The organism is Pseudomonas sp. VMV1, from assembly GCF_056790235.1.
In genome coordinates this window covers 140883-158574 of the sequence record NZ_JBXGSE010000002.1, presented here as the reverse complement: position 1 = coordinate 158574, position 17692 = coordinate 140883, and the positions used below count along the sequence as shown (strand labels likewise).

The window sequence follows — 17692 nt, the reverse complement described above, 5'->3', positions numbered from 1 at the left end:
TCGGCCGTATCACCGATAGGGAAGCATCTATGGCTCCAAGCAGACAGGTCATCAACGCTCAGGTCAGCCCCAAGGGCAGCCTGGAGACCCTTTCCCAGCGCGAGGTCCAGCAGCTCAGCGCCGCCGGCTCGGGCACGCTTTACCAGCTCTTTCGCCAGTGCGCCCTGGCCATCCTCAACACCGGCGCCCACAGCGACAACGCCAAGACCATCCTCGAGGCCTACCAGGATTTCGAGATCCGCATCCATCAGCAGGACCGCGGCGTCCGCTTGGAACTGGTCAACGCCCCGGCCGATGCCTTCGTCGACGGCGAGATGATCGCCAGCACCCGCGAGATGCTGTTCAGCGCCCTGCGTGACATCGTCTACACCGAGAGCGAGCAGAGCAGTCTGCGCATCGACCTGGAGAGTTCCGAGGGCATCACCGACTACGTCTTCCACCTGCTGCGCAACGCCCGCACCCTGCGTGCCGGGGTCGAACCCAAGATGGTCGTCTGTTGGGGTGGTCACTCCATCAGCACCGAAGAATACAAGTACACCAAGAAGGTCGGTCACGAACTCGGCCTGCGCAGCCTGGACATCTGCACCGGCTGCGGCCCGGGCGTGATGAAGGGGCCGATGAAGGGCGCCACCATCGCCCACGCCAAGCAGCGCATCCAAGGTGGTCGCTACCTGGGCCTTACCGAGCCGGGCATCATCGCCGCCGAGGCGCCCAACCCCATCGTCAACGAACTGGTGATCCTGCCGGACATCGAGAAACGCCTGGAGGCCTTCGTCCGCGCGGGCCATGGCATCATCATCTTCCCGGGCGGCGCCGGCACGGCGGAGGAGTTCCTCTACCTGCTGGGTATCCTCATGCACCCGGACAACAAGGACATCCCCTTCCCGGTGGTGCTCACCGGGCCGCAGAGCGCCGCGCCCTACCTGGAGCAGCTGCACGCCTTCATCGGCGCCACCCTGGGCGAAGCCGCCCAGCGCCACTACCAGATCGTGGTCAACGATCCGGTCGAGGTGGCCCGGCAGATGGCCCAGGGCCTCAAGGCGGTCAAGCAGTTCCGCCGCGAGCGTCACGATGCCTTCCACTTCAACTGGTTGCTGCGCATCGAGGAAGGCTTCCAGCGTCCTTTCGATCCCACTCACGAGAACATGGCGGCTCTGCAACTGACCCATGCCGTACCGCCCCACGAACTGGCGGCCAACCTGCGGCGCGCCTTTTCCGGCATCGTCGCGGGCAACGTCAAGGCCAAGGGCATCCAGTTGATCGAGGAACGCGGGCCTTACGAGATCCATGGCGATCCCGACATCATGCGCCCGCTGGACCGGCTGCTGCAGGCCTTCGTCGAGCAGCACCGCATGAAGCTACCGGGCGGCGCGGCCTACGAGCCCTGCTACCGCGTGGTCAGCTGAATCCTTTCACGCCGGTCTTTTCGGCCGGTTTTTCCCGCACTCGACCGTTCGTCATCACCCCGCTCGACGAACGGTCGCTTTGCCGGCCAAGTGCCATCACAAAGTCGCTAGCTAGCTATCTAGAGCGCTCCGCCTTGCTCGACCGGCGCGTTTCCAACGCCCCTGCCTGCTTGGAAAAAAACCTCGCGCGCTAACTGCCTGGGTGTGCGTTAAAGCCCCTCTTCACCGCGCCGATAGGGCAAGGCAAGCTAAACCCAAAGCGGCGACTGCCGTGGTGAAGACTGCCCGGATCGACGAGCTCCGGTCGGGCAGCCTTCGTTCAGTCGCGCTGGATTTCCTGCCGAGGCAACGGAATGAACAACTGGTTGGGACTCGACTTTCTCGTCGCCCCTCTCACCCAAGACCAGGTACATCTGCACGGCCAGCATGACGCCTGGTTGGTGGCGCTCGCCTATCTGGTCGCGGTCAGCGCCTGCTATGTCACCCTGGTGTTCGCCGAGCGCATCGGCCAGACCCGTACCATGGCCCGGCGACGTGCCTGGAGCCTGATGGGCGCCCTGAGTTTCGGCTTCGGCGTCTGGGGCATGCACTTCATCGCCATGCTGGCCTTCACCGTGCCTACCCGGGTGCATTACGACCTCTTCGTCACCCTGGCCTCGCTGCTGATCGTGGTGCTGGCCGGCCTCATGGCCATGCCTGCCCTCAGCCAGCCCGACCTTACCCTCGGCCAGCGGCTCAAGGCCGGTCTGGTGCTGAGCGTGGGCATCGTGTTCATGCACTACACCGGCATGGCCGCCGCCCATACCGAAGCGGTGGTGCTCTATCGTCCGGCGCCCTTCTTGCTGTCGATCGCCATCGCCGTGGGCGCCAGCTTCGCCGCCCTGCAACTGATCCAGATCTTTCGTCGCCACTACACCGGCATCTACCGCTGGCTGCGCATGGCCACCGCCCTGGTGATGGGCCTGGCCATCGCCGCCATGCACTTCACCGGCATGTGGTCCATGGTGCTGATCGCGCCCGCCCAGGCCGAGGGGCCGCTACAAGGGGCCAGCAATTCCTGGCAGCTCGGCGTGGGCATCGCCATCATCGCCCTGCTGCTGGTGATAGGTGGCCTGGGCGCAGCCTGGGCGGATCGCCAGCTGCAGCGCAAGGAAAACGACCTGGAGCGGGTCAACTCCCTGGTCGGCCAGCTCGACGAAGCCCGGGCCTCACTGCAGCAGGCCGCGCACTACGACCCTCTCACCGACCTGCACAATCGGCGCTCCTTCAACCAGGCCTTCGCCGAGATTCTCGACCGCCATGCCCAGCAGAATCGCAGCCTGGCGGTGATGTTTCTCGACATCGATCACTTCAAGCGCATCAATGACAGCCTCGGTCACGACGCTGGCGACCAGTTGCTGGTGGCCATGGCCAAGATCATCCGCGACGCGGTCCGCGACGGTGATCTGGTAGCCCGCTTCGGTGGTGACGAATTCTGCATCCTGGCCAGCCTCGCCGGGCCGGACGAGGCACGCCATCTCGCCCAGCGCATCCTGGAGCGACTGCGCAATCCGATCACCATCGGTAGCCGCCCGCTGGTGATGACCACCAGCATCGGCATCAGCCTCTATCCCCGCGATGGTGGCTGTTGCGAAGAGCTGCTCAAGAGCGCGGACCTGGCGCTCTATCTGTCCAAGGGTAACGGGCGCAACACCTACAGCTTCTTTGACGAGACCCTGCGCGAGAAGATCTCGCTGCAACTGGAGCTGGAGGCCGAACTGCGTGAGGCACTGGTCGAGGAGCGCGGTCTGCAGCTCTACTACCAGCCGATCCTCGACGTCGCCAGCGGCCACCTGGACAAGGCCGAAGCCCTGATTCGCTGGGATCATCCCCGCCTTGGCCTACTGGCGCCCAACTTCTTTCTTGGCGTCGCCGAGGCCAATGGCTTCATCGAGGAGCTGGATGCCTGGGTACTCAAGCGTGCCTGCCGGGACCTTGCCGACCTGACCGCCGCGGGTCTCACCGACCTGCGCATCGCGGTCAACTGCTCGGCCCTGAGCCTGAGCAACGACGCCCTGCCCGGCCAGATCGCCTGGCGCCTGGACGATCACCGGTTGTCACCACGGCGACTGGAGCTGGAGGTGACCGAGAACGCCCTGGTGAAGAATGTCCAGCCCACCGCCGAGTTGCTGCAACGCATCCGCGACCTGGGCGTGACGGTATCCATCGACGATTTCGGCACCGGTTATTCGTCGTTGGCCTATCTCAAGCGCCTGCCCATCGACACCGTGAAGATCGACCGTTCCTTCATCACCGGGCTGGTCGAGGGCAATGCCGACCACCAGATCGTCCAGGCCATCATCGGCATGGCTCGGCCACTCAAGCTCAAGGTCACCGCCGAGGGTGTCGAACACCTGGAGCAACTGCGCCTGCTGTGCGCCCTGGGCTGCGATTTCATCCAGGGCTATCACATCAGCCGGCCGGTACCCTTGGCCCAGGTACCCGAGGTGATCGCGCGCTATGCCAGCGGGATCTGTCCGCTAGAGGCCGCTGCCGAGGCCGGAGCGGACGCCCTGGCCCTGGCAAAGGCGCTCGGCTAGGCGCGACGATAACGCAGCCAGACGCTGCCATCGTCCTGGGCCTCGGCGGAATCCAGACTCAGGTACAGCGGCTGCTGCCAGACCTGCTCGGCGATTTCAAAGGACGCCGGGTGCGCGCCGCGACCATCCACCAGCGGGATGATCAGCACGCTGATCTCGTCCACCAGGCCGGCGGCGACAAAGGAGCCGCTGACGTGGGGACCGCCCTCCACCACCAGCCGCTCGATGCCCAGCTCGGTGTTGAGCAGTTCCAGCACCGCCGCCAGGTCCAGCTCCTGCTGGCCGCCGAAGACATAGGAGGCACCGATGCTCTGCAGATGCGCCAGGTAATCGTCGCTCACCGCTTCGGAGAGCACCGCCACCACGTGGGAATCCAGCGCCTCGTTCTTTTTCCAGGCCACCTTGCCCTGGGGATCGATGGCGATGGCGTACTTGCTGGCATCGCGCTTGGCAAAGTGGTGGGTGCGCGGGATGGGCGCCTGGGCGACGCCCGTGGGATAACTCTCGCCGTGGGCGATCTCTTCCATGGTCACCCGGCCGCAGGCCCAGGCATCGAAGTCGAAGCGCTCGGCCAGGCGCTCGTAGGTCGTATCGGCCTGTTTCTTGAGGGTACGGTCCCAGCCGTCGGTGAGGGCGTGACCATCGACCGACGACATCATATGGCAGATCACATAGGGCTTCATGGGGGCTCCCGGCAATGGCGTGTCGCCATGACACGTCCTGCAGAAACCGACCGACCCGGCGCCGGGGGAGTTCAGCCCAGCTGGCTGCGCACATGAAAAACCCGCCGGAGGGCGGGTTTTCGTGGAGCGTGCGGCGTTACTTCTCGACGAAGGCGCGCTCGATCAGGTAGTCGCCCGGATCGCCCATGCGCGGCGAGATGGTCAGGCCGAATTCGTTCAGCACGGCGCTGGTCTCGTCCAGCATGCTCGGGCTGCCGCAGATCATGGCGCGGTCGTCCTGCGGATTGATCGGCGGCAGGCCGATGTCCGCGAACAGCTTGCCGCTGCGCATCAGGTCGGTCTGACGACCCTGGTTGCGGAACTCTTCGCGGGTGACCAGGGGGTAGTAGATCAGCTGCTCGCGGACCAGGTCGCCGATGAACTCGTGCTCCGGCAGGGTCTTGGTGATGAAGTCGGCATAGGCCAGTTCGTTCACGTAGCGCACGCCGTGGACCAGGATCACCTTTTCGAAGCGCTCGTAGGTTTCCGGATCCTGGATGGTGCTCAGGAAGGGCGCCATGCCGGTGCCGGTGCTCAGCAGATAGAGGTGCTTGGCGGGCTTGAGGTCACTGAGGATCAGAGTGCCGGTGGGCTTGCGGCTGACCATCAGGTTGTCGCCTTCCTTGAGGTGCTGCAGGCGCGAGGTCAGGGGGCCGTCCGGCACCTTGATGCTGAAGAACTCCAGGTGCTCTTCGTAATTGGGGCTGGCGATGCTGTAGGCACGCATCAGCGGACGACCACCTTCGGTCTCCAGGCCGATCATCACGAACTGACCGTTCTCGAAACGCAGGCCCGCATTGCGGGTGGTCTTGAAGCTGAACAGGGTGTCGTTCCAGTGATGAACGCTCAGGACGCGCTCGGTGTACAGGTTGCTCATCGATGACTCCAGGAAAAATCGGTACAGCCCGGGGCTGGATAGAAATTGCGCGACAGTTTATAGAGAGGGAAAATATCCGTGAAATGAATAATTCGAATATAGGTTATCCAAAAGGCAGATATGAGATTCACGTTGCGTCAACTCGAGGTCTTCGTCGCCGTGGCCCGCCAGGAAAGCGTTTCCCGGGCGGCCGAGGCGCTCAGTCTGTCGCAGTCGGCCACCAGTACCGCCCTGGGCGAACTGGAACGGCAATTCGACTGCCGGGTGTTCGACCGCGCCGGCAAGCGTTTGACACTCAACGCCCTGGGTCGTCAGCTGCTGCCCAAGGCGGTGGCCCTGCTGGACCGCAGCGCCGAGGTGGAGAATCTGCTGCGCGGCAAGACCGGCTTCGGCTCCCTGGAGGTCGGCGCCACCCTCACCATCGGCAACTACCTGGCCACCCTGCTGCTGGGCGACTTCATGCAGCGGCATCCCGATTGCCGGGTCCGCCTGCATGTGCACAACACCGCCAGCGTGGTGCAGCGGATCGCCAACCATGACATCGACCTCGGCCTGATCGAGGGCGATTGCCAGCACCCGGACCTGGAGGTGCAGCCCTGGATCGAGGATGAACTGGTGGTGTTCTGCGCGCCCGGACACACCCTGGCGGGTACCCAGGCCGCGCAGGCCGAGTTGGAAGCCCAGGCCTGGATCCTGCGCGAACAGGGCTCCGGTACCCGGCTGACCTTCGACCAGGCCATGCGCCATCATGCCCAGCCACTGGACGTACGCCTGGAGCTGGAGCACACCGAGGCCATCTTGCGGGCGGTGGAATCGGGGCTGGGTATCGGTTGCCTGTCAGGGCTGGCGCTGCGCGACGCCTTCGCCCGCGGCACCCTGGTACCCATCGAGACCCCGACGCTGGATCTGCGCCGGCAATTCTGTTTCATCTGGCACAAGCAGAAGTACCAGACCGGGGCCATGGTCGAATTCCTCGACCTCTGCCGGCAGCTGACCCTGGGCCTGAGCCGCAGCGATCAGATCGACACCGCGCGGCCCCGGCCAGGGCGCTAGTTACTGGCCCTGGTAGATCCGGCGATTCTCCAGCTCCCGCTGCTCGTGGCGGCGGTGGGCGCGCAGCGCCAGCAGGGCGAGGATGCCGATGACCAGGCGATAGCCCTGGGAATAGAGGTCCAGCTCGGCGGTGGCCGACTCGCCCAGCACGCCGCTGATCAGGCGTACCACGAACAGCGTCAGCTGCACGAAGGCCACCAGTAGCAGGCCGGCCGACAGCCACTCCGCCCGGCGAAAGGCCAGCACGGCGAACAGCGCCAGGGCGAACTGCATGCCGCCATACCAGACCCGCGCCTCGGCCACCGACGCCGAATCCATCAGCACCATGCCGCGGGCATTGGCCATCTCGTAGGGATAGAACCAGTGCGCCAGGGCGAGTCCAAACCAGACCAGGGCCTGCAGACCCAACACCAGACGTGCGAAGCTAAGCTCGGACATTCCCCGTTTCTCCTTGGGGCCAGAGATGGATGACAGTCGCTCCAGTGTAGCCAGTGTGGTGTTCCAGAGGTTAACTGCACACTTTTTTGGCGGCGCCTTTTCGGCCGCAGCGGCGGACCGTCCTGGCGGCGTTGCCACTCCTCGCCATAGCCCTGCCATGACTCGTCGGGGCGCCTCGCCAATGCAAAATCACTCGCCAATTCCTGCGCGAACCGCTGAAACACCACACTAGCCGAGGCGCCCCGCGCAGGGAGCGATCCGCACTGCCGATGCAGACCGCCATATCCGGGTTAGGGTTCGCTCGAAGGGCTGGGGTAAGCTGCAGAGACTCTTCGTTTTCGGCTCGGATCGCGAGCCCGCTGCCCAGGTGACCGCCATGCCCGCCGCCTTGCCCGCCCAGCCGCCGCTGGTGCTGTCCATCCAGTCCCATGTCGCCTATGGCCACGTCGGCAACGCCGCCGCCACCCTGCCGCTGCAACTGCTCGGCCTGCAGCCAGTGGTGGTCAACACGGTGCAGTTCTCCAATCACACCGGCTACGGCGAATTCAAGGGTCAGGTCTTTCCGCCCGAACACATCCACGACGTACTCGACGGCCTGCGCGCCCGTGGCGTCCTGGAACGCTGCGTGGCGGTGCTCTCCGGCTACCTGGGCGACGCCGCCATCGGCGAGGTGATCCTCGGGGTGGTCCAGGAGATCCGCCGCCAGCGCAGCGATCTGCACTATCTCTGCGATCCAGTGATGGGCGACGTCGGCCGCGGCATCTTCGTGCGTCCCGGCATCCCCGATTTCCTGCGCCGTCGCGCCATCGAACAGGCCAGCCTGATCACCCCCAACCACTACGAATTCGAGCTGCTGCACGGCCAGCCGCTGGCGGATACCGCCGACGCCGTGGGCGCCGCCCGCCTGCTGCTGGGGCGCCCGGGCCAACCGGGTCCGGCGACCATCGTCATCACCAGCCTGCGCACCCCGGACCTGCCCGCCGACGTCCTCAGCACCCTGGTGGTGGAGGCCGCGGATGCCTGGCTGGTACAGACGCCCTACCTGGACCTGCAACCACTGCCCAACGGCATGGGTGACGTCTTCTCGGCGGTGCTGCTCGGCCAGTTGCTGAACGGCCAATCGACGCCCGTGGCAGCCTCCCACGCGGTCAGCGCCCTCTACGCCCTGGTCGCCCGCACCGCTCCCGGCAGCCGCGACCTGCCCCTGATCGCCGCCCGCGACCAGATCGTGCGTCCAAGCGAGCTGTTCGAGGCGCAACGGCTTTCGTAGGTTGGGTTGAGCGTTAGCGAAGCCCAAGGGCGTCACGTTCGAGCCTGCCTGTTGGGCTTCGACGACGGAGCCGTCTCAACCCAACCTACGGCCAGTGGTTCGAGGCGCAATGTCGTGCGTAGGTTGGGTTGAGCGTTAGCGAAGCCCAACGGTGCCACGTTTGCAGCGCTCTGTTGGGCTTCGACGATGGAGCCGTCTCAACCCAACCTACGGCCAGTGGTTCGAGGCGCAATGTCGTGCGTAGGTTGGGCTGAGCGTCAGCGAAGCCCAACGGTGCCAGGCTCGACCTTGCTCTGTTGGGCTTCGACGATGGAGCCGTCTCAGCCCAACCTACGGGCGACCCTTCCTGCGCCATACCGCCCCCTCTCCCCTCGGGAGAGGGCTGGGGTGAGGGAAGCCCAGTCACCGCACCCTCACGATGACTGCATATGCCGCTCGCGCTGCTCCTGGCGTTCCTTGGCTTCGACGCCAAGGGTGGCGGTGGGTCTCAGCAGCAGTCGTGCCAGGCCGATGGGTTCGCCGGTATCCTGGCACCACCCATACTCATCACGGGCCAGGCGCTCCAGGGCCTCGTCGATCTTGTCCAGCAGCTTCTTCTCCCGCTCCAGCTGGCGCAGTTGCCATTGCCGCTGCTGCTCGGCGTTACCGACATCGGCCGGATCGCCGTGGGCGTCCATGCCACGCAGGTCTTCCACCTGCTCGTCGATCAGCCGCTGCAGATCGCCACGCTGGTCGAGCAGCAGCCGGCGAAAGAAGTCGCGTTGGGCCTCGTTCATGTAGGCCGACTCGGGCTGGGCCAAGAGTTCTTCAGGGGTCATACGACAGCGCTCCTCGATAAAGATGTTATATTATAACACTTCACAAGTGCTCTAGCCTGGGTCTTGTACCTAGCGAAGCCGTCACAAAAATCTCGTAGTGCCTTTGCCAAACCACTACACAAAGACAAAAGGCTATGAGAGAGTAGCGCCACAACCTGTATGACAACCTTACAACCACAACAGCAGGTCTCCATGTTCGCCAAGGTCCCCGCCAATGTGTTGAGCGACAGCGTCGCTCAACAGCTGCTGGACAAGATCGAAGCCGGTGTCTTCGCCCCCGGTAGCAAGATCCCCAGCGAAGCCCTGCTCTCCGAAGCCTTCGGCGTCAGCCGTACCGTGGTACGCGAAGCCATTTCGCGGCTGAAGAACGAAGGCGTGCTGCAGCCCCAGCAGGGGCGCGGCATCTTCGTTACCACCCACGCCAGCATCCGCCCACTGCGTATCGACGCCGACGAAGCCAGCCTGCCAGGTAGCGTCTTCCACCTGCTGGCCCTGCGCCGCGCCGTCGAGGCAGAGATCGCCTCCGAGGCCGCCATCAACCGCAGCGAGGCCGATCTGGTGGCCATCGACGAGGCCTTGGTCGCCATCGACGAAGACGTCGCCGACGGCCATGACGGGGTACGCGCCGACGTCGCCTTCCACCGCACCATCGCTCAGGCCGCCGGCAACCCCTACTTCATCAAGACCCTGGAATTCGTCAGCCAGTACCTGGAGACGGCCACGCGCATCACCCGTACCAACGAGGCGCGGCGCGAGGACTTTTCCCGCCAGGTGCACGAAGAACACCAGGCCATCGTTGCCGCCATCCGCCTCGGTGACCCCCTGGCCGCCGCCAACGCCGCCCGCCAGCACATCTACAACGCCGCCCGCCGCCTGCGGCAGGCCGGCTTCGCCTGACCACCTTTCTGGAGAACAACAAGATGCAAGACAACGTTGGTGTCATCGGCCTCGGGGCCATGGGTCTGGGCGTCGCCCGTTCGCTGCTGCGCGCGGGTTTCGCCGTGCACGCCTGCGATGTGCGTGCCAGCGTGCTGGAAAGCTTCGCCAGCGAAGGTGGCGTCGCCTGCACCTCTCCCGCGGCCCTGGCCGACAGCTGCGACATCCTGATCACCGTGGTGGTCAACGCCGAGCAGACCGAAGCCGTGCTGTTCGGTGAAGGCGGCGCGGTGGCGGCCCTGCGGCCGGGCAGCCTGGTGATCGCCTGCGCCACCGTGGCCCCGGCCTACGCCGTGGAGCTGGGCGAGCGCCTGGCAGAGCGCGGCATCCTGCTCTTGGACGCCCCGCTCTCCGGGGGCGCCGCCAAGGCCGCCAGTGGCGAGATGACCATGATGACCTCCGGCACCGCGGAAGCCTATGCCAAGGGCGATGCGGTCCTGGCCGCCATGGCCGGCAAGGTCTATCGCCTGGGCGATGCGCCTGGCCAGGGTTCCAAGGTCAAGATCATCAACCAGCTGCTGGCCGGGGTGCATATCGCCGCCTCTGCCGAGGCCATGGCCCTGGGCCTGCGCGAAGGCGTCGATCCAGACGCCCTCTACGAGGTCATCACCCACAGCGCCGGCAATTCCTGGATGTTCGAGAATCGCGTGCCGCACATCCTCAAGGCTGACTACACCCCGCTGTCCGCCGTGGACATCTTCGTCAAGGACCTGGGCCTGGTGCTGGATACCGCCCGCACCTCGAAATTCCCGCTGCCGCTGTCGGCCACCGCCCACCAGATGTTCATGCAGGCCTCCACCGCCGGCCATGGTCGTGAAGACGACTCGGCAGTGATCAAGATCTTCCCGGGCATCGAGCTGCCCAAGGCCGCGGAGTGATCCCAATGAGCCAGACCGAGACCCGCCCGCTGCTGGGCTGCATCGCCGACGACTTCACCGGCGCCACCGACCTCGCCAACATGCTGGTGCGCGGCGGCATGCGCACCGTGCAGGTGATCGGCGTGCCCGCGGCCGACGCCGAACTCGAAGCGGCCGATGCCGTGGTGGTCGCGTTGAAATCCCGCACCACGCCGACCGCCGAGGCGGTGAGCGAATCCCTGGCCGCCCTCGCCTGGCTGCGCCAGCGCGGCTGCCGGCAGTTCTTCTTCAAGTACTGCTCGACCTTCGATTCCACCGCCGAAGGCAATATCGGCCCGGTGGCCGAGGCGCTGCAGGAGGCGCTGGACTGCGACTTCACCCTGGCCTGCCCGGCCTTCCCGGAAACCGGGCGCACCCTGTTCCGCGGCCACCTGTTCGTGCAGGACCAGCTACTCAGCGAATCCGGCATGCAGCATCACCCGCTGACGCCCATGGGCGACGCCAATCTGGTGCGGGTGCTGCAGGCGCAGAGCCGCGGCACCGTCGGACTGCTGCGCTATGACCAGGTCGCCAAAGGCCCGGAGGCCGTGCGCGCAGCTATCGACGAGTTGCGTCGCTCGGGTCATCGCCTGGCCATCGCCGATGCCCTGTCCGACGCCGACCTGCATACACTGGGCGCGGCCTGTGCCGAGCTGCCCCTGGTCACCGGCGGCTCGGGCATCGCCCAGGGCCTGCCGGAGAACTTCCGCCGCGCCGGCCTGCTCCAGGCCCATGATGCCGCCGCCCTCGACCTGCCCGCCGGTGGCGAGGCGGTGCTGGCCGGCAGCGCCTCCCAGGCCACCAATGGCCAGGTCGCCGCCTGGCTGGAAGCCGGTCGTCCCGCGCTACGCCTGGACCCGCTGGCCCTGGCCCGGGGGGACGACTCCATCGACGCCGCCCTCGCCTGGGCGCGGGAGCAAGGCCAGGCCGTGCTGATCTATGCCACCAGTCCCGCCGACGAGGTCAAGGCCATCCAGCGCGAACTGGGCGTGGCACGCGCCGGTGAACTGGTGGAACGTGCCTTGGGATTGATCGCCCGCGGCCTGTTCGATCAGGGCGTGCGCCGCCTGGTAGTGGCTGGCGGCGAAACCTCCGGCGCCGTGGTCCAGGCCCTGGGCGTGCAAAGCCTGCGCATCGGTGCCCAGATCGATCCGGGCGTGCCGGCCACCCTCGGCCAGGTGCAGGGCGAACCCCTGGCCCTGGCGCTCAAGTCCGGCAACTTCGGCAGCCGCGACTTCTTCGCCAAGGCGTTGCGCCAGCTGGCAGGAGAGCAGGCATGAGCGTCGAAGCCCGTCTCCGCGAAGAGATCTGCACCGTCGGCGCCAGCCTCTATGCCCGCGGCTACACCGTGGGCAGCGCCGGCAACATCAGCGCCCGCCTGGAAGACGGCTGGCTGATCACCCCCACCGACGCCTGCCTGGGTCGCCTGGATCCGGCCGCCATCGCCAAGGTCGGCCTGAATGGCGACTGGGTCTCCGGCGACAAGCCGTCCAAGACCCTGGCCCTGCATCGTCAGGTCTATGATCGCAACCCAGGCGTGGGCGGCGTGGTGCACACCCACTCCACCCACCTGGTGGCCCTGACCCTGGCCGGCGTCTGGCGCCCCGACGACATCCTGCCGCCGATCACCCCCTACCAAGTGATGAAGGTCGGCCATATCCCGCTGATCCCCTATGCCCGTCCCGGCGCCGCCAGCGTCGCCGAGCAGGTGGCGCAACTGGCCAACCGGGTAAGGGGCGTGATGCTCGAACGCCTCGGCCCGGTGGTCTGGGAGAGCAGCGTGAGCAAGGCCAGCTTCGCCCTGGAGGAGCTGGAAGAAACCGCGCGGCTGTGGCTGCTGACCGAGCCGCGACCGGCGCCGCTCGATGCTGCCGCCCTGGCCGAACTGGCGGAGACCTTCGGCGCCGTCTGGTGACCTGAAGCCCGCGCTACCGCAATACCCCCACGATGGCCCTTGCCGGCCGTCGCGGGATCGGCTTGCCCTGGAAAAACAACAATAGCGAGGAAAGTGCCATGTCTTACGTCGTCAGCCCTACCCGCCTGGAGTCCCGTTCATGAGTCCATTGCTCCTGGTCCTCATCGCCGCGGCGGGCATCGCCCTGCTGCTGTTCCTGGTCCTCAAGTACAAGTTCCAGCCCTTCGTGGCGCTGATGCTGGTGAGCATCCTGGTGGCCCTGGCGGCCGGGGTGGAACCGTCCAAGCTGGTGGCCACCATCGAAGGCGGCATGGGCAAGATCCTTGGCCACATCGCCATCATCATCGCCCTGGGCGCCATGATCGGCCGCATCATCGAACTCTCCGGCGGCGCCGAGGCCCTGGCCAAGACGCTGATTGAGCGCTTCGGCAACAGACGCACGCCACTGGCCCTGACCCTGGCCGGCTTCCTGGTCGGCATCCCGGTGTTCTTCGAAGTCGGGGTGATCGTGCTGATGCCGCTGGCCTATGGCATCGCCCGCACCGCGCGCAAACCGCTGATCGTCTTTGCCCTGCCAATGTGCGCCACCATGCTCACCGTGCACGCCATGCTGCCGCCCCATCCGGGCGCCGTTGCCGCCGCCGGCCAATTGGGCGCCGACCTGGGTCGGGTGCTGCTGTTCGGCCTGCCGCTCACCGCCGTGCTGGCCCTGATCGGCTGGTGGGTGGCCGGGCGCATGACCCGTCGTCACTACCCCATGACCGACGACATCCGCAGCGACGTCTATGGTCCGCAGATCACCGACACCCATCTGCAGCAGTGGGGCCGCGGCCAGGACATGGCCCCCGGCCTGCCCAGCCTCGGCGCCGCCGCGGTCAAGGTCGACGAGACCCCGGCCGGCCTCGCCGCCGGCCTGCCGCCCGCCCCGGCCCCCGGCTTCGGCCTGGTGGTGACCCTGATCCTGCTGCCCATCGTGCTGATCCTGCTGGGCACCCTGGCCACCAGCTGGCTACCGGCCGGCAACCTGCTGCGCGACATCTTCACCGTGATTGGCGCGCCCCTGGTGGCGCTGCTGATCGACACCCTGCTGTGCGCCTATGTGCTGGGTTTCCGCCGCGGCTGGTCGCGCGAGCAGGTCTCGGACGTCATCGGCTCGGCGCTGCCCGGCGTGGCCATGGTCATCCTCATCGCCGGTGCCGGCGGCGTCTTCGGCAAGGTCTTGGTGGACACCGGTATCGGCGCGGTGGTCTCGGAGCTGCTGCGCGCCACCGGCCTGCCGGTGCTGGCGCTGGGCTTCGTGCTGACCCTGCTGCTGCGCGCGGTCCAGGGTTCCACCACCGTGGCCCTGGTCACCACCGCCGGCATCCTCGGCCCGCTAATTGCCACCCTGGACCTCTCGGCCAACCACATGGCCCTGCTCTGCCTGGCCATGGGCGCCGGTGGTCTGGCCGTGTCGCACATCAACGACGCCGGCTACTGGATCTTCACCAAGCTGGTCGGCCTGAGCGTCGCCGACGGCTTGCGCACCTGGACCGTCCTGACCACCCTGCTGGGGTGCCTGGGTTTCACCATCACCCTGCTGCTCTGGCCCTTCGTCTGACCTGGGAGACCCTCATGCCTCGTTTTGCCGCCAACCTCAGCATGCTCTACCCCGAGCATGCCTTTCTCGACCGCTTCGCCGCCGCCGCCGCGGACGGCTTCCAGGCCGTGGAATACCTCTTCCCCTACGAGCACAGCGCCGCCGAGATCAAGGCGCGCCTGGACGCCGCCGGCCTGACCCAGGTGCTGTTCAACGCCCCGCCCGGTGACTGGGCGGCCGGCGAACGCGGCCTGGCTGCCCTGCCCGGCCGCGAAGCCGAATGCCGCGCCGGTATCGACCGCGCGCTGGAATACGCCGCCGTGCTGGGCAATCGCCTGGTACACGTCATGGCCGGGCTGCTGCCCGCCGAGGTCGACCGGGCCCGCGCCCGCGACACCTACCTGGGCAACCTGACCTATGCCGCCGAACAGGCGGCCAAGGCCGGGGTGACGATCCTCATCGAGCCCATCAACGGGCGCGACATGCCCGGCTACTTCCTCAATCGCCAGGACGACGCCCAGGCCATCCGCCAGGCCATAGGCGCCAACAATCTCAAGGTGCAGTTCGACTGCTACCACTGCCAGATCGTCGAGGGTGACGTCAGCAAGACCTTCGAACGAGACTTCGCCGGCATCGGCCATGTGCAGATCGCCGGAGTGCCCGATCGCCACGAACCAGACCTGGGCGAGTTGCACTATCCCTACCTGTTCGAGCGCTTCGACGCCCTCGGCTACGACGGCTGGATCGGCTGCGAGTATCGCCCCCGCGGCGACACCTCGGCCGGACTGGAGTGGCTGCGCAAGCTGAAGGCTTGAAAGCCGTAGGTTGGGCTGAGCACAGCGAAGCCCAACACCCCGGCTGCCCTATGTGCGCCCCTGTTGGGCTTCGACGAAAGAGCCGTCTCAACCCAACCTACAACCTCCCGTAGGTTGGGTTGGGCAACACGAAGCCCAACACCACGCCCTTCCAGCTTGTAGCGTGGACAACGGCGCAGCCTTGTCCACCGTCAGGCACCTAGGCCCAGTGGAAAACGCTGCGCAGTTTTCCACGCTACGGTTCTATCGCTCCATCGCAGCCATGCGGTCCGCCGATGTAACCACTCCTACAGCACCATCAGCCCTGTAGGAGCGGCCCATGGCCGCGATAGACCCACCCGCCCCTAAACCTCCACCACCGCCAACGGCTGACCCAGCCGCCTCCGGAATTCTTCCAGGAAGGCCGGGGCGAAGGCCCGGGCCGGCCAGTGGTTGAAGATGAAGCCCAGGTCAGAAAAGGCGCACGGCTGGGGGAAGTCGAAGCCGTTGATGTCGTCTTCGTGGTCGCATTCCGGGCAGGCGAAGTTATCGCTTTCCGCCGGCATCCAGACTTCCAGGTGTTCGAACAGCGCCTCGCCGATCTCGCGGCGGCAGGTGGGGCAGCGCGCCCGACCTTCGAAGCCGTCCAGCGGAGTGAAGATGCAGCGTTCGGTGACGATTTCCAGGCCGCCGTCGGCGAAGTCGCGCGGATCGTCCATGCCTGGCGCCAGGCGCAGCACCTCGGTCAGTCGCGGACCCGGCGCATGGCCACGCCGGCCGCGACTGGGCAGACAGGGCGAGGCCTCGGCCCTGACCACGCCGCTGGCGGCGAGCCAGCCGAGAATCTCCACGGCGGTGCGCTCCACCTGCGGATGGCTGGAAATGCGGGGAGCGAGGATGGTCTGGCGCAGGGTCATGGAACGCGGGTCTCGAAGGAAGGGGCGCGCAGCTTAATGGGCTGCTCGCCCCGCGCCCAGAGCTGCTAAGGTGGGGCCGACGAAAGCCACAGATAGCGCCCCATGTTCAAGGATCCCTTCGCCCGCCTCGGTCTCGACCGCGAGGTGCTCAGCGTCAGCCAGCTCAACAGCCGCGCCCGGGTGCTGCTGGAAGACGTCTTCGCCCAGGTCTGGGTCGAGGGCGAGATCTCCAACCTGGCCAAGCCGGCCTCGGGCCACCTGTACTTCACCCTCAAGGACGGCCAGGCCCAGGTGCGCTGCGCGCTGTTCCGCCAGCACGCCAGCCGGGTACGGCAAGCCCTGCGCGACGGCCTGGCGGTCAAGGTACGCGGCAAGGTCTCGCTGTTCGAAGGCCGCGGCGACTACCAGCTGATCCTCGACAGCGTCGAGCCGGCCGGCGACGGCGCCCTGCGCCTGGCCTTCGAGGCCCTCAAGGAACGTTTGGCCGCCGAAGGCCTCTTCGCCACCGAACGCAAGCGAACGCTGCCCGCCCATCCCCAGCGCATCGGCATCGTTTCCTCGCCTACTGGCGCGGTAATCCGCGACATCGTCAGCGTCTTCAAACGGCGGGCACCTCAGGTCGAACTGACGCTGATTCCTACCGCGGTGCAGGGCCGCGAGGCCACTGCCCAGATCGTCCGCGCCTTGCAACTGGCCGACCGCCAGGGCTTCGACGCCCTGATCCTGGCCCGCGGCGGCGGTTCGCTGGAAGACCTCTGGTGCTTCAACGAAGAACCCGTAGCCCGCGCTCTGGCGGCCTGCCAGACCCCGGTGGTGAGCGCCGTGGGCCACGAGACCGATGTCTCCATCGCCGACTTCGTCGCCGATGTCCGCGCACCCACCCCTTCGGCCGCGGCGGAATTGCTCGCCCCCCATAGCGCCGACCTGCGCCAGCGCCTGGACGGTCTGCACCGCCAGTTGCTCCTGCGCATGCGCGAGCGCCTGGCCCGCGAGCGACTGCGCCTGGACGCCTGCAGCCGGCGCCTGCGTCATCCTGGCGAGCGCCTGCGTCAGCAGGCCCAACGCCTGGATGATCTGGATCTGCGTCTGCGGCGCGCCTATGTCATCGCCCAGAATCGTCGACGCGATCGCCTGGCCCACCTGGATACCCGCCTGGCCGGCCAGCATCCCGGGCGCCAACTGGCCTTGCTGCGCCAGCGCCTGGAGCAGCTCGCCGAACAACTGCCCCGGGTCATGCAACGACAGCTGAAGGAACGTCAGCAACGCCTGGCTGGCGCGGTCCAGACCCTGCAGATCGTCAGCCCGCTGGCCACCCTGGGCCGCGGCTACAGCATCCTCCTCGACGAACGCGGCCAGGCCGTGCGTGCGGCCGGCCAGGTACAGCCCGGTCAGAGGCTCCATGCCCGCCTGGCCGAAGGCGAACTGGAGGTACGGGTGCTGGACAATCACCAGGCACCGGTCACCCTGTCGTTGCTGGACTGACGCTGGCGCC

General features: G+C 66.8%; 16 protein-coding genes. 11 read left to right on the top strand and 5 right to left on the bottom strand.

The features are described 5' to 3' along the window. Window positions 1-29: 29 nt before the first annotated feature. Together ppnN and ACUCV0_RS06235 are read left to right on the top strand one after the other, a co-directional pair. Window positions 30-1406 carry a nucleotide 5'-monophosphate nucleosidase PpnN gene (gene ppnN / locus ACUCV0_RS06240; RefSeq protein WP_059315796.1) on the top strand — a complete coding sequence of 459 codons (1377 nt, stop codon included), beginning with the start codon at window positions 30-32 and terminating at the stop codon, window positions 1404-1406. 353 nt (window positions 1407-1759) lie between these two features. Next, window positions 1760-3985 (top strand): putative bifunctional diguanylate cyclase/phosphodiesterase, encoded by a 2226-nt coding sequence (locus ACUCV0_RS06235; protein WP_482212309.1) that lies wholly within the window; start codon window positions 1760-1762, stop codon window positions 3983-3985. Here ACUCV0_RS06235 and ACUCV0_RS06230 read toward each other — a convergent pair. Both ACUCV0_RS06230 and fpr read right to left on the bottom strand, forming a co-directional pair. Further along, a complete protein-coding gene (locus ACUCV0_RS06230) occupies window positions 3982-4668 on the bottom strand; it encodes a dihydrofolate reductase family protein (protein WP_482212308.1) in 687 nt (228 codons plus the stop codon). The two genes, ACUCV0_RS06235 and ACUCV0_RS06230, sit on opposite strands and share 4 nt — an antisense overlap. A 136-nt stretch (window positions 4669-4804) precedes the next feature. Then, window positions 4805-5584: a ferredoxin-NADP reductase gene (gene fpr, locus ACUCV0_RS06225; RefSeq protein ID WP_313649469.1), complete on the bottom strand. Its 780-nt coding sequence runs from the start codon at window positions 5582-5584 to the stop codon at window positions 4805-4807. A 120-nt stretch (window positions 5585-5704) separates the two neighbouring features. Between fpr and ACUCV0_RS06220 the strand changes: the two genes are divergently transcribed. Continuing rightward, the gene (locus ACUCV0_RS06220; protein ID WP_482212307.1) at window positions 5705-6637 is read left to right on the top strand and encodes a LysR family transcriptional regulator; all 933 of its coding nucleotides are present in this window, start codon (window positions 5705-5707) and stop codon (window positions 6635-6637) included. Here ACUCV0_RS06220 and ACUCV0_RS06215 read toward each other — a convergent pair whose 3' ends face one another. Further along, complete coding sequence (locus tag ACUCV0_RS06215; RefSeq protein WP_059315800.1) at window positions 6638-7075, bottom strand: DUF4345 family protein; 438 nt, start codon at window positions 7073-7075, stop codon at window positions 6638-6640. Between the two features lie 376 nt (window positions 7076-7451). On the opposite strand from ACUCV0_RS06215, the gene pdxY reads away from it, so the two are divergent. Continuing rightward, complete coding sequence (pdxY, locus tag ACUCV0_RS06210) at window positions 7452-8345, top strand: pyridoxal kinase PdxY (RefSeq protein ID WP_482212306.1); 894 nt, start codon at window positions 7452-7454, stop codon at window positions 8343-8345. 413 nt (window positions 8346-8758) lie between these two features. Here pdxY and dksA read toward each other — a convergent pair whose 3' ends face one another. Continuing rightward, window positions 8759-9163: an RNA polymerase-binding protein DksA gene (dksA, locus tag ACUCV0_RS06205; protein ID WP_059315802.1), complete on the bottom strand. Its 405-nt coding sequence runs from the start codon at window positions 9161-9163 to the stop codon at window positions 8759-8761. A 192-nt stretch (window positions 9164-9355) separates the two neighbouring features. On the opposite strand from dksA, the gene ACUCV0_RS06200 reads away from it, so the two are divergent. From ACUCV0_RS06200 to otnI, 6 genes are all read left to right on the top strand, one after another. Continuing rightward, a complete protein-coding gene (locus ACUCV0_RS06200) occupies window positions 9356-10060 on the top strand; it encodes a FadR/GntR family transcriptional regulator (RefSeq protein WP_482212305.1) in 705 nt (234 codons plus the stop codon). A gap of 23 nt (window positions 10061-10083) precedes the next feature. After that, window positions 10084-10977 (top strand): L-threonate dehydrogenase, encoded by an 894-nt coding sequence (ltnD, locus tag ACUCV0_RS06195; RefSeq protein ID WP_059315803.1) that lies wholly within the window; start codon window positions 10084-10086, stop codon window positions 10975-10977. 5 nt (window positions 10978-10982) lie between these two features. Then, on the top strand, window positions 10983-12275 hold the full coding sequence (otnK, locus tag ACUCV0_RS06190; RefSeq protein ID WP_059315804.1) for a 3-oxo-tetronate kinase: 1293 nt from the start codon (window positions 10983-10985) through the stop codon (window positions 12273-12275). Further along, window positions 12272-12910: a 3-oxo-tetronate 4-phosphate decarboxylase gene (otnC, locus tag ACUCV0_RS06185; RefSeq protein ID WP_042138545.1), complete on the top strand. Its 639-nt coding sequence runs from the start codon at window positions 12272-12274 to the stop codon at window positions 12908-12910. The genes otnK and otnC overlap by 4 nt, the downstream gene beginning before the upstream one ends. A gap of 139 nt (window positions 12911-13049) precedes the next feature. Further along, window positions 13050-14510, top strand: coding sequence for a GntT/GntP/DsdX family permease (locus tag ACUCV0_RS06180; RefSeq protein WP_059315805.1), 1461 nt, complete (start codon window positions 13050-13052; stop codon window positions 14508-14510). Window positions 14511-14524: 14 nt separating this feature from the next. After that, window positions 14525-15304, top strand: coding sequence for a 2-oxo-tetronate isomerase (gene otnI, locus ACUCV0_RS06175; RefSeq protein ID WP_059315806.1), 780 nt, complete (start codon window positions 14525-14527; stop codon window positions 15302-15304). 344 nt (window positions 15305-15648) lie between these two features. Here otnI and ACUCV0_RS06170 read toward each other — a convergent pair whose 3' ends face one another. Beyond that, the gene (locus tag ACUCV0_RS06170) at window positions 15649-16200 is read right to left on the bottom strand and encodes a sugar ABC transporter ATPase (protein ID WP_482212304.1); all 552 of its coding nucleotides are present in this window, start codon (window positions 16198-16200) and stop codon (window positions 15649-15651) included. A gap of 102 nt (window positions 16201-16302) precedes the next feature. Between ACUCV0_RS06170 and xseA the strand changes: the two genes are divergently transcribed. Next, window positions 16303-17682: an exodeoxyribonuclease VII large subunit gene (gene xseA / locus ACUCV0_RS06165; protein WP_482212303.1), complete on the top strand. Its 1380-nt coding sequence runs from the start codon at window positions 16303-16305 to the stop codon at window positions 17680-17682. The last annotated feature ends 10 nt before the right edge of the window (window positions 17683-17692 follow it).

What these genes read in the sequence shown, in the direction of transcription:
- ACUCV0_RS06230 (WP_482212308.1), bottom strand. Translation starts at nt 4,668, where the DNA reads ATGAAGCCCTATGTGATCTGCCATATGATGTCGTCGGTCGATGGTCAC.
- ACUCV0_RS06180 (WP_059315805.1), top strand. Translation starts at nt 13,050, where the DNA reads ATGAGTCCATTGCTCCTGGTCCTCATCGCCGCGGCGGGCATCGCCCTG.
- dksA (WP_059315802.1), bottom strand. Translation starts at nt 9,163, where the DNA reads ATGACCCCTGAAGAACTCTTGGCCCAGCCCGAGTCGGCCTACATGAAC.
- xseA (WP_482212303.1), top strand. Translation starts at nt 16,303, where the DNA reads ATGTTCAAGGATCCCTTCGCCCGCCTCGGTCTCGACCGCGAGGTGCTC.
- ACUCV0_RS06170 (WP_482212304.1), bottom strand. Translation starts at nt 16,200, where the DNA reads ATGACCCTGCGCCAGACCATCCTCGCTCCCCGCATTTCCAGCCATCCG.
- otnC (WP_042138545.1), top strand. Translation starts at nt 12,272, where the DNA reads ATGAGCGTCGAAGCCCGTCTCCGCGAAGAGATCTGCACCGTCGGCGCC.
- otnK (WP_059315804.1), top strand. Translation starts at nt 10,983, where the DNA reads ATGAGCCAGACCGAGACCCGCCCGCTGCTGGGCTGCATCGCCGACGAC.
- pdxY (WP_482212306.1), top strand. Translation starts at nt 7,452, where the DNA reads ATGCCCGCCGCCTTGCCCGCCCAGCCGCCGCTGGTGCTGTCCATCCAG.
- otnI (WP_059315806.1), top strand. Translation starts at nt 14,525, where the DNA reads ATGCCTCGTTTTGCCGCCAACCTCAGCATGCTCTACCCCGAGCATGCC.
- ltnD (WP_059315803.1), top strand. Translation starts at nt 10,084, where the DNA reads ATGCAAGACAACGTTGGTGTCATCGGCCTCGGGGCCATGGGTCTGGGC.
- fpr (WP_313649469.1), bottom strand. Translation starts at nt 5,584, where the DNA reads ATGAGCAACCTGTACACCGAGCGCGTCCTGAGCGTTCATCACTGGAAC.
- ppnN (WP_059315796.1), top strand. Translation starts at nt 30, where the DNA reads ATGGCTCCAAGCAGACAGGTCATCAACGCTCAGGTCAGCCCCAAGGGC.
- ACUCV0_RS06220 (WP_482212307.1), top strand. Translation starts at nt 5,705, where the DNA reads ATGAGATTCACGTTGCGTCAACTCGAGGTCTTCGTCGCCGTGGCCCGC.
- ACUCV0_RS06200 (WP_482212305.1), top strand. Translation starts at nt 9,356, where the DNA reads ATGTTCGCCAAGGTCCCCGCCAATGTGTTGAGCGACAGCGTCGCTCAA.
- ACUCV0_RS06215 (WP_059315800.1), bottom strand. Translation starts at nt 7,075, where the DNA reads ATGTCCGAGCTTAGCTTCGCACGTCTGGTGTTGGGTCTGCAGGCCCTG.
- ACUCV0_RS06235 (WP_482212309.1), top strand. Translation starts at nt 1,760, where the DNA reads ATGAACAACTGGTTGGGACTCGACTTTCTCGTCGCCCCTCTCACCCAA.